Consider the following 13800-nt stretch of genomic DNA (forward strand, 5'->3'; position numbering starts at 1 on the left):
CGTACGGTGGGGTTATCAGAGGGCAGCCGTCAGTCAGGCAGCCGGTCGCTTCGCCCGGAACGACAGTTCCAAAACTCGTTCCAGGGGCAAGACTTCCAGTTCGGTGCAAATCCGCGCCTTTGATCACTACGCACTTTCATCAGTCCCGCAGATTGTTGACCAGGCCGAAGACTCCGACGGAGTCCGCCGCCAATCGCGTACCGACTGCACCAGTATCAACATGCGCTACACACCGCACGGGTCCAAAACCCATGTGGTTCAAAGGAATACCTTGTACAACACCATGATTCACACCGACAACACGAACAACCAGACGAACAGTGTTCCGACAAACGGACTACGGATCCCGACCAATTCGGGCCGTCTCCGCGAACGGGCTCTCGAAATTGTCTGCACGCTCTACCGCTGCAGCACCGACGAAGCTGCTGACCTGCTGGTACGACATTCTCAGACCAACAACCTCAAGGTCACCAGCCTGATCAAGGCGCTTGTCGCCTTGATCGACGAAGACACGTCCGGCACCGGCTATGGCAACAACAATGCGCTGGCGTCTCACTTCTGGCTTCGCGAGATCAGGAATCTCAGCCAGGCGCACCGACGCAGCGATCACTTTCATCGCCATCTCGTCGGCGCCTGACCTGCTCTGAACGACAACTGACCTGAAACGACAACTGGGGCAGTACACGGAAATCGTGTACTGCCCCAGCTTCGTGTTTGCAGTTGTCAGGCGGAAGCCGATTCCTTGTTCAGGCCCTGCCGCACACCGTCGGTGTCGGTCGCCTCGTCCACGTGCTGCGGAGCGAAGAGCAGGCAGACGATGCTCAGGATGCACATGCCGATCAGCAGTGCGATGACCGGCCAGATGCTGCCGGTTGCCTTGTACATCAGCGTCGACACCAGCGGAGACAACCCGCCGAAGATCGCGCCTGCACCCTGGTACGCCAACGAGATGCTCGTGTAGCGCGCCTGCGGCTTGAACATCTGCGACAGAACGGCGGCAATCGGACCATACGTGGCAGCGAGCACCAGTCGCATGACCGCAAACGTCAGGAAGATCAGGAAGACGGATCCGGACTTCAGCACCAAGAACTGCGGCGCGGCGAGTATCGCGACCGCAGCGAGACCCCAGATGACCACGCGGACGCGCCCCACCTTGTCGCCGAGCCACGCCACGCCCAGGGTCGCGATCAACTCGACCACCGCGGCGACACTGAGCGCGTTGAGAATCAGCGTCTCCGACAAGCCGACGTCGGGGTCGGTCGCGTATGCCGTGATGAAGGTCGTCACGAGGTAGTAGCCGCCGACTGCGACCGGCAGAATGCCGATGCCCAGGATGATCGGACGCCAGTTGGTCACCAGTGCGTACTTGAGCGGCAGCATCTCCGGGACGTCCGCGGACTTCACCTCGGACTCGAAGACCGGGGACTCCTCGACCTTGAGGCGAACCAACAAGCCGACGAGGATCAGCAGCGCCGAGCACAGGAACGGCAGACGCCAGGCCCACTCGCGCAGCGCGTCGTCGCCGAAGGTGGAGAGAATGCTGAAGAACCCGGTGGCCAGAAGGGCGCCGGCCGGGTTGCCCAGCTGAGCGAATCCGCCGTAGAAAGTCTTCTTGTCCTCGGGAGCATGCTCGACGGCCATCAGGACCGCGCCACCCCATTCACCGCCGACGGCGAAGCCTTGGACGAAGCGGAGCAGAACCAGCAGCAACGGCGCCCAGAACCCGATCGACGCGTAAGTGGGCAACATGCCGATGAGGAAGGTGCCTGCACCCATCAGCGTCAGTGTGACGACAAGTGCGGTGCGCCTGCCCATCTTGTCACCGACATGTCCGAACACGATTCCGCCGAGCGGGCGAGCGAAGAATCCGACGGCGTACGTCGCGAACGCCGCCGCAACGCCGGTCAGGCGATCGGTTCCGGGCGGGAAGAAGATGTCACCGAAGACCAGGGCGGCTGCCGTGGCATATACGTAGAAGTCGTACCACTCGATGGTTGTACCGACGAAGGCTGCAAATCCCGCCTTGCGGGCCTTCACGATCTGTTGCTCTCGGTTCATTACTTTTCCTCGGTGGTCGAAGTGCTCGACAATAGGTGGTTATGACCTGAATGTGCGAGTTCGCCGTCGATCCAGGTCTCCCGCACCTCGATCTGCGCAATCGCGTCGGCCGGAACCTCGAGGGGGTCCGCGCCCAGAATGACGAAGTCGGCCCGCTTGCCGACCGAGATGCTGCCAAGTTCTGCTTCACGGCCCAGCGCACGTGCACCGTTGAGCGTGTGAGCCTGCAGTGCCTGGTCGGCGGTGATGCGGAGTGCATCGGAGCCGAGCTGATGGCCTTGACGCGTCACACGGGTGACGGCTGCTTGAATTGCCTCGAGCGGCTTGGGCTCTGCGACCGGGGCGTCGGAGCTGATGGTCACGGGAACCTCGGCAGCGATGAACTCCCCGAGCGGGTTGAACCGCTCACCCGGAGTGCCGATCGCAGCGGTGACGCCCTCGCCCCAGTTGTAGTAGTGCTGCGGCTGGTTCACCGGGTACACACCGGCCAGGTTCATCCGGGCGATCTGCTCGGCCGTCGGGAGCCCGCAGTGCTCGATGCGGTGACGCGCGTCGGCGTCGGGGTGAGCCTTCTGCGCAGCTTCGATGGCGTCGAGCACCATGTCGATGGCCGTCGGTGACTGAGCGTGCGTGGCAGTCTGCAGACCCACGGAGTGCGCCTTGGCAATGAGCTCCGAGTAGTCCGCCGGCTCATGGTAGAGCTGCCCGGTGCGGCACGGGTCGCCCACGTAGCCGTCGGGGAAGTATGCGGTCCAGCCGCCGAGAGTGCCGTCGGCGTAGAACTTGATGCCGCCGAACGCGAGCCGCGAATTGCCGAAGGCGCCGTGCATTCCCGTGTCGATGACGTGATCGAGGAGATGGCTGAGCATGTACATGCTGACGCGGGTCTTGAGCTGATCCTGCTCGGCCAGACGCAGGTACATGTCGAATTCACGACGCGTCACCTGGCAGTCGCCGATGGTGGTGACGCCGCCGGCCAGGAACTTGTCCTGAGCGACCGACAGCTGGCGAAGGTGCTCTTCCGGCTCGTCCTCGAGATGGAAGTTGGGTCCGTGATGGCCGACCTTCACACCGTTGACACCGGTGAGGATGTTGCACGCGGCGTCGGACAGCTCACCCGTCAACTCGCCGTCTGCATCTCGGAAGAACTCGCCACCGGCCGGGTTCTCAGTGCTCGCATCGATGCCGTGCTTGTCGAAAGTGAAGGAGTTGACGACGCCGCCGTGACCGCTCGCGTTCATGAGGTAGACCTCGCGATCGGTGGCCACCTGATCGAGCTCTTCCTTGAGCGGATGGCGCCCTTCGATCAGGTTGCGGTGCTCATAGCCGTATCCGCGAATCGGGACACCCGCAGGAGCTGTGAGTGCCGCTTCCTGAAGCAGGGCAATGATTCCGGGAATCGAGTGCGCCTTCTCCGGTCCGCAGTCCACCCAGCTGAGCATCTGTCCGTACATCAACGGGTGTGCGTGCGGATCGACGAATCCGGGGACGACGGTGGCGCCGTCGAGTTCGACCACCGCGGTCGTGCGAGTGCTCAGGCGTCGCGCCTCCGTGCGGCATTCCTCGAGTGTCCCCACCGCGGCAAAGCGGTTTCCGAACACCAGGAACGCTTCGGCTCCCGCCGTGCTGTCGTCAACGGTGTGGATCTTGGCGCCGGTGAAGATCGTGGCGGTGGCGTCGAGCGGCGAGGCTTCGTGCGTGTGCAACTTGCGCATGGTGGTCCTTCGTCGAGATGGTGGTGCAGGTCACTGCGTGTTGAGCGAAAACTACGCCCTGACCTGGAGCTATGCAATGCATCAAAGTTTCACACCAGGTGGTACACAACTTTTTTGTACAAGTTTTCGTGCATTTCTGCACTTATCCACATCATCTATGCCCACATGCGACTGTTCTAATAGGAAGCTCATACAGAAAAATCTCTGGAAAAGTTGGGGCATCCATGACAGTCGATCTCGATTCCAAGCTCATAGCTGCTCTTCAACGCAATGGGCGAGCGACGTACCGCGAACTGTCCGTGGCGGTCGATGCCCCACGCGCGGCAGTGTCCACCAGGGTGCAGGCACTACTCGACTCGGGAACGGTGTCCGTGGTTGCCGTCGCACACCCCGAACTTCTCGGCCTGAAGGCACTCGCACACGTGTCGATCGCCGTGTCCGGACCGATGACCCCGGTACTGGACGCGTTGATCGAATCCGAGGCTGCCGTGTACATCTCGGCAGTCAGCGGGCAGTACAACGTGATCGCGGAACTTCGGGTGCCCAGCCACGACGATCTGTACCGCGCTATCGCCGAACTCCGCTCACAGCGTGGCGTCAGATCCGTGAGCACGCTGGTCTACGTCGACGTCATCAAGGGAATCTTCATGCCCGAGACCGCTTTACAAGCCGACATCCGACTCGATTCGACGGACGTCGCCTTGATCGAACTGCTCGAGCGCAACGGTCGCATGCCATTTCTCGAGCTGGCCGAACACACCGGCCTGTCGCCGAGCGCTGTGCGCAATCGCGTCAATCATCTGATCTCGAGCACGGCACTGCGCGTCGGTGCCGTCGTCAAGCGGCGAGGTGGTGGCCGGACGCTGGCGATGGGCATCGGCGTCAATCTGGGCTCACGGGATGACAACGCGGTATCGGAGATCGAGTCGCTCCCGGGAATCGAATTCCTCGCGCGGACTCTGGGACGGTACGACGTGATCGCTACGGTCGCCGCCAACTCGTCCAACGACCTCCATGCCTTGTCCGAGCGAATCCGGGGCATCGACGGTGTCAGCGGCTTGGAATCGTGGGCGCATCTCGAGGTTTTCAAGGAGCACTACGCCCGCAGCCTGGACGTACGCGGATAGTTCACAAGTCATTGACCCACTCGTGAGCGCACGCTAACCTCGGACAAAGTCATTGACCCACTTACCCGAGGTGGCACACATGTCCGATTCCGGACGCAAGGTAGACATCGTCGCCGCGGCGATCGAGGAGGCGATATCGACCGGTCGATGGCCCGTCGGATCAAAACTCCCGCCGGAGACCGCACTGGTCGAGGAATTGGGAGTCGCCCGAAACACCATGCGCGAAGCGGTACGGGCGCTTGCACACGCCGGAGTTCTGTCCGTTCGTCATGGTGGCGGCGTCTACGTCCTGGCGGCGTCGCCGGTGGAAGGATTACTCAGGCGCAGGCTCGCCAGAGGTGACGTTCTCGACGTACTGCGCTTGCGACGCGGACTCGAGGTCGAAGCCGCGCGACTTGCAGCGCAGCGCCATACCCCCGAAGATCTCGCGCGGATACATGCAGCCTGGAATGCCCACCCCGGTCACGTCGGCGGCTTCACTGTCGAAGCCGGCATGGCCCTGCACCTTTCGATCGTCGAGGCGTCCCACAATTCCGCACTGATCGACGTCTACCGGGGAGTCCTTGCCGCCGTGACGGATTCGCTGTCCGCAGTCAGTGTCGGTCCAGGTTTCCACGTCGACGAGCACCGACCCTTGATCGCGGCCATCGAGGAACGCAACCCCGACGAAGCAGCGCGCGCGGCGGGCGCAGCGCTCGATACGGTCATCGACGCAGTCGAAAGGAGTTTGTCGTGAAACAGGGAATCTGGAATGGTGCGACGTATTCGCCTCTTGCCGAGCAACTCTCACCGGCATCGACGGAGGCACTGCGCTCGATCGGGGACGTGAGCACGGTGTACGACGTCTGCGCCGGAACCGGGAACTTTGCGCTCCCGGCGGCCCAGTCCGGTATGACGGTCCACGCACTCGACCTCTCCGCCAGCCAGCTCGAGGTTGCACGCGAACGCTGGATTCCCCACCCCGGCACTACCCAACCCACCTTCACGATCGGCGATGCGCAGTCTTTACCCTGGCCGAATTCGAGTGCCGACGCCTGCGTCAGCATCTTCGGGATCATCTTCTGCCCCGACCCCTCGATTGCCCTCGCAGAGATGATGCGGGTGACCCGGCCAGGCGGAAAGATCTGCGTCGCAACGTGGTCGGCGAACGGGTGGGCAGCAGCACTTCGCACCGAGGCAGCTTCTGCGTGGGACGGCATCGCACCACTGCCGACGACGTGGTCGAGCTCCAAGGAGTTCGAGAGAGCAGCAAAGGGATTGGATTCGGTTCGTTCGGAATCACGCATTCTCGAATGGCACCTACCTGCCGGATCGGATCCCGTCGAGGAACTGTGCGACCAGGCACCGGCGTTGAAGAACTTTCGCGAGGCCGTTCGAAGCACAGGGAATTGGAGTTCGATGTCAGCGCACCTCCGCTCGACGCTCGCGCCCTATCTCAGGTCGAGCGCGGCCGGCCCCGTCGCCACCAGCGAATACATCCTCCACATTGGCACTGTCCCGAACTCTGACACCGCGCTCTTCCGAACGCGCGGGTAACCCTCTTTGCCGGATACGGTCTCTTCACCGTCCACCGACTCCAAGAGGCCCACTCGATGTCTGAATCGATCTCCCTGCCTGAATCCAAGCAAGCACCGCAGCATACGGCAAAACAAACCCTGTCCATGACCGTCCTCATGACGCCGGACATGTCCAACTTCTCGGGCAACGTGCACGGCGGAACGATTCTGAAGTTTCTCGACCAGGTTGCATACGCGTGCGCGAGTCGATACGCCCAGACGTACGTCGTGACCCTGTCCGTGGATCGTGTGGTGTTCCGCGAACCGGTGCATGTCGGAGAACTCGTCACGTTCAGCGCTTCCGTCAATTACACCGGGCGCACGTCGATGGAAATCGGAATACGAGTCGAAACCGAAGACATTCTTCTCGGAAAATCTCGACACACCAATAGTTGCTATTTCACGATGGTGGCAATGGGCAGCGACGGAAAACCAGCTGAAGTACCCCAACTCCGACCAACCGGAACAATTGCGAGGCAACGATTCGAGGCGGGCCGTAGGCGCCGTGAGCTGCGCAGAGAGAACGAACTTCGTGAACGGTCCATACGAGCCGCAGTTCGGGACCTAACGCCCGAACATGACGACTGAGCTTCTCGACAACCGTCACCGACCCCGTAGGTAACGGGTTCGCACTCATCGGCGACGCTGGTGAAGACGACAACACACGGCCCCGATTCACAGCGGAACGTAACCGCTACTTTGACTCAATACCGCAGTGCCAGAGCGGGTATGACGATCCACATCGACTATATGGGCGGGTACGCGGGCGGCCGAAAGCACACCGTCTTCTCATTTCCGCGGCCACCCACGACAACGGCGAAGCCCAAAAAAACATCTCGGGCATCGCCTGCGTCGTAAATCTGTGGCCGGGACGTAATCTGCACGGCGTTTCTTCGGCGGCACCAAGGGGGAACCCTCCGATCACCACCGAGCCGGAGGAGCGAGCATGCGTGCACACACCGCCATTCCGAGCGAATCCACTTGTCAAAGGTACGTAGTCGCGGTCGCCGCCTCCGCCTTTGCCGAATCGGTCATCTGGTTCGACGGTCCGGCGTTCGACGCGGTACTTGTGCTTGGCAACGAGATTCCGCAGCACAGCGGCCACCGCGCCGTACTCGCGTGGAACCACTACTTCGGGTGGGCGCTCGGTGTGGAGGACATGCCGGATGCGTCGTTCACCGTCGTCGAGTGCCTCGGCATCGGGAGAATGCCCGATCCGGACCTGTGCGCCGACCGCGTTGTCGAGTTGATTGCCCAGGCGAGTAGTTAACGAACTCGTCGCGCGGTACTAATTCCAGCGGGCATAAGATCGAGCGCGAGTTTCGCACGCCCGACGAAAGAGAGCCCGACATGGACCCGCTGAGTAGGCCTGCCGGTCAGTTGGCTCTCGAAAACGAACCGGACGGCAGGGCGACCCTGCGCGCGCGTCAAACCCCTCGCAGTGAGCGGCGCAAGATCGGAAAGAGTCTACGTAAACGAGTGGCACGGTCGTCACTTGGCGATTGGACGCCACCACCGAACCGACGTGACCCGGTCGATCAGGTCAACACTGCCCACGAGGGAAGACTCGACTGGTTGGTACCGATTCGGGTGGGGCGCATGGTCGCTTCCCCGTACGGATTCCTCCGCGGGACTGCCGGACTGATGGCCGAGGACATGGCGGCGCTCCCGGCCACCGGTATCACGCCGGTCATCTGCGGTGACGCCCACGTCGGCAACTTCGGGTTCTACGGATCGCCGGAACGCGAACTTGTCATAGACCTCAACGATTTCGACGAAGCACATCCAGGCCCGTGGGAATGGGACCTGCGTAGGTTGGCTGCGAGCATCTGGGTGGCCGGTCGACAAAACGGCCTCACCGAATCTCAATGCGAAACAGCGACGACCTCGTGTGTGTCCGCGTATCGCCTCCACCTGGGAAAGCTGTCCGAGCGGCCACTCTTCGATCGTTCTTTCGACCGAGTCGATTTCGACGGACTGACCGACCACGTCACCGATCCAGGCTTGCTCGCCGAGATCCAACGCGCAGCGGAACGCGCCCGCCGACGTACCAGCGATCACGCGGTTCCCCGATTCACCGTCGAGGATCACGGACGACGACAACTACTCGAGAACCCGCCGCTCACAACACGACTCACCCCACAGGACACCGACTTCCTCTTGGAAGGTCTCGACGAATATCTCGAAACCCTTGCACCGCACTGGCGTCGAGTGGTCTCGGGATACAACGTCATCGACGTGGCGCACCGGGTCGTCGGCGTCGGAAGTGTCGCCCTACGAGCCTATGTCGCCCTGTGTGAAGGGAGCATCCCGGACGACGTCATATTCCTGCAGCTCAAACAGGCTCGCCGATCCGTTGTTGCGCCGTTCGTGCACGGCGACTCGGCCTGGCACGATCACCAAGGACGACGTGTCGCGGAATACCAGCAAGCCCTCCAGACAGTCAGCGATCCACTGCTCGGTTGGTGCACCGTCGACGACCGCCAGTACTACGTCCGCCAGTTCCGGAACATGAAAGGTTCAGTGGACCTGAACAATATCGACGCAGCAGCGCTGACCGACTATGTCGCGATCTGCGGTCGCCTACTGGCGAAGGGACACGCCCGAACCAGTGGCGCGTCACTGATTTCCGGCTATCTGGGAACCTCGGACACGGTCGATACTGCCCTCACCCGATTCGCTCGGCTCTACGCCGATCAAACCGAACGTGACCACGACGCTCTGTGCCGGGCGGTATCCGCCGGTACGATCGCCGCGGAGCCGGGAATCTGATCCCTCACGTCCGACTCACTGCAGTTTGACGCCGGATCACGCGACTTGATCGAATGAACCATGACTTCGTCGTACATCGACCTACGCTCGGACACCGTCACCAAACCTGACGCAGAGATGCGCAGGGCAATGGCCGACGCAGAGGTCGGTGACGACGTCCTCGATCACGACCCGACCATGGCGGCGCTCGAGGAAAAAGTGGCACACACTCTCGGTTTTCCGGCGGCTCTGTGGGTACCGAGCGGATCGATGGGCAACCTGATTGCGCTGATGCTGCACCTCCGCCGTGGTGATCAGTTCCTGGCACCGGAGCACTCCCACGTCCTGGGGTCCGAGTTGGGCACCGCTGCCTGGCTCGCCCAGGGCATGCCGGTGGCGCTGCCGCACGACGGAGGGCCCGGACGGCCCAGGCCCGAGACGGTTCTGAAGGCCGCAGGCTCCCCCGGTCCGTATTTCACGTTGAACACCACGTTGCTCTGTCTCGAGAACACCCACAACTTCGCCGGCGGCGCCGTCATGAATCCGGCCGAGTGGACAACGCTGGTCGACGCGGCCCGATCACGCGGCTTGAAGATTCACCTCGACGGTGCACGCCTCTGGAATGCCGCTGCTGCACTGGATGTTTCGCCCACCGAACTGACTTCCGGCGCCGACACCGTCCAGGTATGCCTGAGCAAGGGACTGGGCGCGCCGGTCGGCTCGATACTGGCCGCGTCACCCGAACTGATCACCGAGGCCCGAAGGATTCGCAAGATGCTCGGCGGCGGCATTCGTCAGGGCGGCGTGCTTGCCGCGGCCGGCATCGTGGCCTTGCGCTCGCAGGCCCGACTGTCCGACGATCACGACAATGCGCAGCGCCTCGCGTCGGGGCTTCGTGAGCGCGGTTGGGCTGTCGACGAACCCGCCACCAACATCGTTCTCGCCGCCACAGCCGATCCATCGGCCACCGTTGCTCAGCTCGCCGCTGTCGACGTCGGTGCCGTCACCGTCGCCGGGAAGGTTCGGTTCGTGACACATCGAGACGTGAGCACTGCCGACATCGACGAGGTTCTGTCCCGACTAACCGCCTGAGCTACACCATCAGCGGTTGAACCTCCTGCGCGACAAGGCGAATGAACTCACGGACGTCCGGCTCGTCAACGGTCGGTTGGAGTACCACGGTGGTTGCGCCCGCGTCTGCCCACCGTTGCGCAGCCTCCGCGACCTCCGCCGCTGTACCCACGGCAATCGCATCCGCCGGCGACTCGCACCCTGACGCTGCGGCCTCGGCAAGGGCGCGCTCACGACCGCTGGAACCAAATGCACAGATGACGTAAACGACCACCTCGAGATCCTGCGCTCCGATATGAGCGATCGCCCTGCGGACGCCTTCCGGGGTCGTCCCACCCGAGAGCACGGTGCCCTGCGCCAACTCACCACTGAGCGCCAAGGTCTTTGGCCCCGTGGCGCCGACGAGCAACTGCGGCACCTTCTCGGGCGGCCACGCCAGCTTGACGTCCGTGAGATTCACGTATCGACCGGATACCGTCACCGACTCACCGCGTAGTAACCGCTCGAGTGCTCCGAACTGCTCTCGGAGGAGGGTCAACGGCGATTCGACCTTGGCGCCGATCTGCCGCATCCAACTCTGAACACCGTGGCCGAAGCCAACCCGTAGTCGATCCGGATGAATTCTGGCCAGCGCCGAAATCTCCATCGCCGTGATCGCGGTGTTGCGCATGGGCGTGGGCAGCACACCGATGGCCACTCCCATCCGCGTGGTTGCGGCCAATACAGTTGCAGCAGTAGCTATTCCTCCACCGAAGAAGCAGTCCTCCCACAACCAGACCTCGTCGATACCCAACTCATCAGCATGCCGGGCAAGCTGGATCAGATCCTCCGGCGACTGCTCCGGACGCAGGACCACGGCAATCCGGGCCCCACTCATGCCGTCACCAGGAACGCAGCGATCTCGTCAGCCGTTCGGCGGCCCTGTTCGCGGCCGAGTTCAGCTGCCGGGCGCCGGGTGGCCGGCGAGAGGGAGTTCGTTCCGATCACCTCGACGACGGCGTCGTCGGCGAAGATCGGCAGTACCCGTGACTGCGTCATCGCGTCGATTTCCTCTCGCAGACTGCCGCCCAGAAGATTCGGGGCGGGATCGGCTGCGGGTGAAAGAACCACGACCACATCACAGTCGGCAGCCAAATGAACATTCGAGCCACTTGCCATTCCGCCATCCATGTATCGGCGCCCGTCGATCGTGACCACCGGCCACACACCGGGGACGGCGCAACTCGCTCCGACTGCGTCGATCAGGTCTACGCCGGCCGACTTGCCGAACACCCTCAACTCACCGGTCTCGGCGTTGATTGCCGGGATGCGCAACTCCCGGTCGGGCCACGCCCGATTGCGCAGCCTCGCCTCGATGACCGCACGACGCACGGCGGGTTCGACGGTGTCGGCGGCCATCGCTGCCTCGCCGAGCGCACGAAGTTGTTCGGATCGATCCGCGGAACCTGCGATCGCGTCGACGAACATCTGACCGAGTACCTCGACATCGACCTTCGGATCGATCTCCCCCGTCGCCTCCGCTGTTTGTGCGTCGAAAAGTTCCTGCAGTGTCGCACCGCCCGCGATCTGAGCGGTCACGGTGGAGCCTGCAGAAGTGCCGATCAACACGTCCGCTGCCAGCAGCGCTGCGGCGGCGTCCGCCGAATTGTCCTGAACGCCGAGTAGAAAACCGGTTTCCCAGGCGATTCCCGCAACGCCGCCACCGGCCAGTACCAACCCCAGTTTCACGCCGTCCACCTCTCGTCGATCACCACCCGTGCCCGAACTCGACGTTAGACCTACTCTGAAGTGATGTTCATGCGCAGCGCAAAGACATTTGTTCCCGACGCACTTCGCGGGTTGATCGCATCCACCGACGACATCGCGTGGAATCCCGACCCCGGATACCTCACACGGGCACAACCGCTGCCCAAAGGACAAGTCGCCATCGTCTCCGGCGGCGGATCCGGACACGAACCGATGCACGCCGGGTTCCTCGGCGCAGGCATGCTGACCGCAGTCTGCCCCGGCTTGGTCTTCACTTCACCCAACGCTCTGCAAATTCACGAGGCGTGCAAAGCCGTCGACGCCGGCGGCGGTGTCCTCCACATCGTGAAGAACTACACCGGCGACGTCATGAACTTCGGCATCGCACGAGAGTTGCTGCGAGAAGACAACATCGATGCCGATGTTGTCCTCGTCGAGGACGATGTGGCAACCGAACGAGCTGACGGCGACGGACCAGGACGCCGAGGCACGGCAGCCACCGTCGTCGTGGAGAAGGTATGCGGTGCCGCAGCCGAGCGCGGCGAGTCTTTGGCAGAGGTTGTCCGGATCGGTCGCCTTGTCGCACAATCGGCACGCAGCATGGCCGTCGCGCTTGCGCCGTGCACGCTCCCCGGCGCAACGGAACCTTCGTTCGATCTACCCGCGGGCCAGATGGAACTGGGCATCGGCATCCACGGCGAACGAGGACGCGAACGGATCGACGCGTTGCCCGCTCCCGAACTGGTACGCCGACTGACCGATCCGATCATCGACTCACTCGAACTGGCCGAAGGAGATCGTGTTATCGCACTGGTCAACGGATTAGGTGCAACACATCCACTGGAACTGCAGTTGCTGTTCGCGGAACTCGGAGAATATCTAGCCGAGAAGGGAATTCACATCGAACGCCCCCTCGTCGGAACATTTGTGACGGCGATGAACATGGCAGGCGCATCCATCACCCTGGTACGCGTCGACGATCAGATCCTCGAACTGTGGGACGCCCCGAGCGCCGCGCCGGCCTGGCCGAATTCGCCGGCACGAAGTTACTCGGCTGTGGGTCCGCGGGAATCGTTCGGCCCTTCGTACACTGCACCGACAACCCCGACTTCCGACGGAAACATCGGGGCATGGGTAGCCGATTGGGCACAGAAGGTACTCGACGAGGAACCTGCCCTCACCGATCTCGATCGACGGGCCGGCGACGGCGATTTCGGTACCAACATGGTGGCCGCACTGGAACAATTGGATTTGACCGAGATGCGCAATACCTATTCCGCATCAACAACATTCGATGCCATCTCGCAAGCCTATCTCGGCCATGCGGGTGGAACGTCCGGAGCACTGTTCGGCATCTGGTTCCGTCATTTCTTCCGAGTAGCCCGAGAGGGCACACTGGATCTCGCGACCATTGCCGCTGCGGCACGGGCAGGTCTGGACAACATCACCACACTCGGGGGAGCACGCCCCGGAGACAAGACCATGGTGGATGCGATTGCCCCCGCAGTGGACGCTCTCGAGGAAGGAGTTCGACTCGACGGCGTACGCGCGGACGTGTTGCAACGAACGTCGGAAGCCGCCCGCGCCGGAGCCGAGTCGACGGAAGTCATGGTCGCCAGCCGGGGCCGCGCAAGCTATGTCGGCGAGGCGGCTCGAGGCGTCGTCGACCCGGGCGCACTCGTTATCGCATGGTTCTTCGAGTGTGCAGTGGGTCACTAACACGGTGCCCCGGCGATATGACTAGCCTGACATCACACAACCTCGATTGCGGCCGGT

At 62.8% G+C, this 13800-nt stretch carries 13 protein-coding genes; 9 read left to right on the forward strand and 4 right to left on the reverse strand.

The annotated features are described in order from the left end of the window. Nucleotides 1-271: 271 nt before the first annotated feature. Nucleotides 272-637: an ANTAR domain-containing protein gene (locus CJ178_RS18965; protein WP_095888045.1), complete on the forward strand. Its 366-nt coding sequence runs from the start codon at nt 272-274 to the stop codon at nt 635-637. An 86-nt stretch (nt 638-723) separates the two neighbouring features. On the opposite strand, the gene CJ178_RS18970 is transcribed toward CJ178_RS18965, so the two are convergent. Both CJ178_RS18970 and CJ178_RS18975 read right to left on the reverse strand, forming a co-directional pair. Beyond that, nucleotides 724-2058: an MFS transporter gene (locus CJ178_RS18970; RefSeq protein WP_045065567.1), complete on the reverse strand. Its 1335-nt coding sequence runs from the start codon at nt 2056-2058 to the stop codon at nt 724-726. Further along, nucleotides 2058-3773, reverse strand: coding sequence for an amidohydrolase (locus tag CJ178_RS18975; protein ID WP_029256542.1), 1716 nt, complete (start codon nt 3771-3773; stop codon nt 2058-2060). The genes CJ178_RS18970 and CJ178_RS18975 overlap by 1 nt, the downstream gene beginning before the upstream one ends. Nucleotides 3774-3997: 224 nt before the next feature. Here CJ178_RS18975 and CJ178_RS18980 point away from each other — a divergent pair, with 224 nt between their 5' ends. From CJ178_RS18980 to CJ178_RS19015, 7 genes are all read left to right on the forward strand, one after another. Then, nucleotides 3998-4900 (forward strand): Lrp/AsnC family transcriptional regulator, encoded by a 903-nt coding sequence (locus tag CJ178_RS18980; protein WP_095887380.1) that lies wholly within the window; start codon nt 3998-4000, stop codon nt 4898-4900. Nucleotides 4901-4979: 79 nt separating this feature from the next. Then, nucleotides 4980-5636: a FadR/GntR family transcriptional regulator gene (locus CJ178_RS18985; protein WP_095887381.1), complete on the forward strand. Its 657-nt coding sequence runs from the start codon at nt 4980-4982 to the stop codon at nt 5634-5636. Then, on the forward strand, nt 5633-6436 hold the full coding sequence (locus CJ178_RS18990; protein WP_095887382.1) for a class I SAM-dependent methyltransferase: 804 nt from the start codon (nt 5633-5635) through the stop codon (nt 6434-6436). The genes CJ178_RS18985 and CJ178_RS18990 overlap by 4 nt, the downstream gene beginning before the upstream one ends. A gap of 56 nt (nt 6437-6492) precedes the next feature. Beyond that, nucleotides 6493-7044, forward strand: coding sequence for an acyl-CoA thioesterase (locus CJ178_RS18995; RefSeq protein ID WP_080711680.1), 552 nt, complete (start codon nt 6493-6495; stop codon nt 7042-7044). A 358-nt stretch (nt 7045-7402) separates the two neighbouring features. Next, nucleotides 7403-7726, forward strand: a complete 324-nt coding sequence (locus tag CJ178_RS19005; RefSeq protein WP_033233691.1) for a DUF6292 family protein — start codon at nt 7403-7405, stop codon at nt 7724-7726. Between the two features lie 80 nt (nt 7727-7806). Beyond that, entirely contained in the window at nt 7807-9228 is a 1422-nt protein-coding gene (locus tag CJ178_RS19010; RefSeq protein WP_033233692.1) for a DUF2252 domain-containing protein, read from the forward strand. Nucleotides 9229-9288: 60 nt separating this feature from the next. Continuing rightward, nucleotides 9289-10299: a threonine aldolase family protein gene (locus CJ178_RS19015; RefSeq protein WP_095887383.1), complete on the forward strand. Its 1011-nt coding sequence runs from the start codon at nt 9289-9291 to the stop codon at nt 10297-10299. A gap of 1 nt (nt 10300) precedes the next feature. On the opposite strand, the gene CJ178_RS19020 is transcribed toward CJ178_RS19015, so the two are convergent. Then, nucleotides 10301-11155 carry an LLM class flavin-dependent oxidoreductase gene (locus tag CJ178_RS19020; protein ID WP_095887384.1) on the reverse strand — a complete coding sequence of 285 codons (855 nt, stop codon included), beginning with the start codon at nt 11153-11155 and terminating at the stop codon, nt 10301-10303. Further along, nucleotides 11152-12015: a patatin-like phospholipase family protein gene (locus CJ178_RS19025; RefSeq protein ID WP_095887385.1), complete on the reverse strand. Its 864-nt coding sequence runs from the start codon at nt 12013-12015 to the stop codon at nt 11152-11154. Before CJ178_RS19025 ends, CJ178_RS19020 begins: the two co-directional genes overlap by 4 nt. Nucleotides 12016-12069: 54 nt before the next feature. Between CJ178_RS19025 and CJ178_RS19030 the strand changes: the two genes are divergently transcribed. After that, a complete protein-coding gene (locus tag CJ178_RS19030; RefSeq protein ID WP_179300777.1) occupies nt 12070-13743 on the forward strand; it encodes a dihydroxyacetone kinase family protein in 1674 nt (557 codons plus the stop codon). Nucleotides 13744-13800 lie beyond the last annotated feature (57 nt).

It is taken from the genome of Rhodococcus sp. ACPA4 (assembly GCF_002300185.1).
In the GTDB taxonomy this organism is placed as follows: Bacteria; Actinomycetota; Actinomycetes; order Mycobacteriales; family Mycobacteriaceae; genus Rhodococcus_F; species Rhodococcus_F globerula.

Bases quoted from the DNA above. Each gene is read 5' to 3' on its own strand.
- CJ178_RS18985 (WP_095887381.1), top strand. From the start codon at position 4,980: ATGTCCGATTCCGGACGCAAGGTAGACATCGTCGCCGCGGCGATCGAG.
- CJ178_RS19010 (WP_033233692.1), top strand. From the start codon at position 7,807: ATGGACCCGCTGAGTAGGCCTGCCGGTCAGTTGGCTCTCGAAAACGAA.
- CJ178_RS18970 (WP_045065567.1), bottom strand. From the start codon at position 2,058: ATGAACCGAGAGCAACAGATCGTGAAGGCCCGCAAGGCGGGATTTGCA.
- CJ178_RS19005 (WP_033233691.1), top strand. From the start codon at position 7,403: ATGCGTGCACACACCGCCATTCCGAGCGAATCCACTTGTCAAAGGTAC.
- CJ178_RS18980 (WP_095887380.1), top strand. From the start codon at position 3,998: ATGACAGTCGATCTCGATTCCAAGCTCATAGCTGCTCTTCAACGCAAT.
- CJ178_RS18975 (WP_029256542.1), bottom strand. From the start codon at position 3,773: ATGCGCAAGTTGCACACGCACGAAGCCTCGCCGCTCGACGCCACCGCC.
- CJ178_RS19030 (WP_179300777.1), top strand. From the start codon at position 12,070: ATGTTCATGCGCAGCGCAAAGACATTTGTTCCCGACGCACTTCGCGGG.
- CJ178_RS19015 (WP_095887383.1), top strand. From the start codon at position 9,289: ATGACTTCGTCGTACATCGACCTACGCTCGGACACCGTCACCAAACCT.
- CJ178_RS18995 (WP_080711680.1), top strand. From the start codon at position 6,493: ATGTCTGAATCGATCTCCCTGCCTGAATCCAAGCAAGCACCGCAGCAT.
- CJ178_RS19020 (WP_095887384.1), bottom strand. From the start codon at position 11,155: ATGAGTGGGGCCCGGATTGCCGTGGTCCTGCGTCCGGAGCAGTCGCCG.